We start from the raw sequence: 1,251 nt of genomic DNA on the forward strand, positions 1-1,251 counted from the left end.
CGGCCGCGCCTTGCGCCGCCTGCTTGGCGGCCCGCGCCGCCTCGAGCCGGGCGATCTCGGCGCGCAGGAGCGCGACGCGCGCGTCGAGATCCCCGAGGGAGAGCGTGTCGAGGGGCTGCCCGATCTCGTGGGCAACGGCCTTGCGCGGCCGGTCGTCGTCGTCCCGCACGTCGTGTCCTCCCTAATCCAGGAACGAAGTTCCGGCCCCGTCCCAGGCCAGCCCGAGATGGGCCGCTACGGTGGCGCCGATATCCGCGAAGGTCTCCCGCCGGCCGATCGACCGGGCGGCCACGCCGGGGCCGAAGGCCAGGACCGGGACCTGCTCGCGGGTGTGGTCGGTCCCGGTCCAGGTCGGATCGTTGCCGTGGTCGGCGGTGATCACGGCGAGGTCGCCCGGCGCCAGCGCCGCCAGGATCTCGGGGATCCGGGCGTCGAACGCCTCCAGCTCCGCGGCATAGCCCGGTACGTCGCGGCGGTGGCCGTGCTCCGTGTCGAAATCCACCAGGTTGACGAAGATCAGGCCGCCCGCCGGCAGGGTCGCCAGCGCGGCGAGTCCCGCCGTCACGCAGGCCGCATTCGGGCCCGGCTTGATCTCGCGGCCGGTGGCGCGGTGGGCGAAGATGTCGCCGATCTTGCCGACGCTCACCACCGCGCGGCCGGCCGATTCGGCCCGGTCGAGCAGGGTGCGCCCGGGCGGCGCGACCGCGAAATCCTTGCGGTTGCCGGTCCGGCGGAAGCCCGCCTCCGCCGAGCCCACGAAGGGCCGGGCGATCACCCGGCAGACGCGGTAGGGGTCGCACAGCCGGCGCGCCACGCGGCACAGGTCGTAGAGCCGCTCCAGCCCGAACGCCTCCTCGTGGGCGGCGATCTGGAACACGCTGTCGGCCGAGGTGTAGCAGATCGGCTGGCCGGTCCGGACATGCGCGGCGCCCAGCGCGTCGATGATCGCGACGCCCGGCGCGTGGCAATCGCCCAGGATGCCCGGGATGCCGCCTTCCGTGATCAGCGCGCGGGTCAGCTCCGGCGGGAAGGCCGGCCGGGTGTCGGGGAAATGCCCCCAGGGCTCGGTCAGGGGCAGCCCGGCGATCTCCCAGTGACCGGAGGGCGTGTCCTTGCCGGCGGCCTTCTCCACCGCGTGGCCGTAGGCGCCCCACGGCGGCCCGGCCGGCGCGAGGTTCGGCGGGATGCGGCCCGAGGCGCCACCGGCCGCCAGTCCGAGCCCGAGTCCGGCGAGATGGGGCAGACGCAGCG

2 protein-coding genes are annotated in these 1,251 nt (G+C 75.1%); both read right to left on the minus strand.

The window, feature by feature from the left end; translation table 11 throughout:
- Positions 1 to 169: DUF1192 domain-containing protein (locus tag I53_RS30820; protein WP_083935956.1), on the minus strand; the 169-nt coding region annotated here is incomplete at its 3' end.
- Between the two features lie 12 nt (positions 170 to 181).
- The coding region (locus I53_RS03655) for a phosphopentomutase (protein ID WP_043346786.1) at positions 182 to 1,251 on the minus strand (1,070 nt) is incomplete at its 5' end.

The sequence above is a fragment of the Methylobacterium sp. B1 genome (assembly GCF_000333255.1).
In the GTDB taxonomy this organism is placed as follows: domain Bacteria; phylum Pseudomonadota; class Alphaproteobacteria; order Rhizobiales; family Beijerinckiaceae; genus Methylobacterium; species Methylobacterium fujisawaense.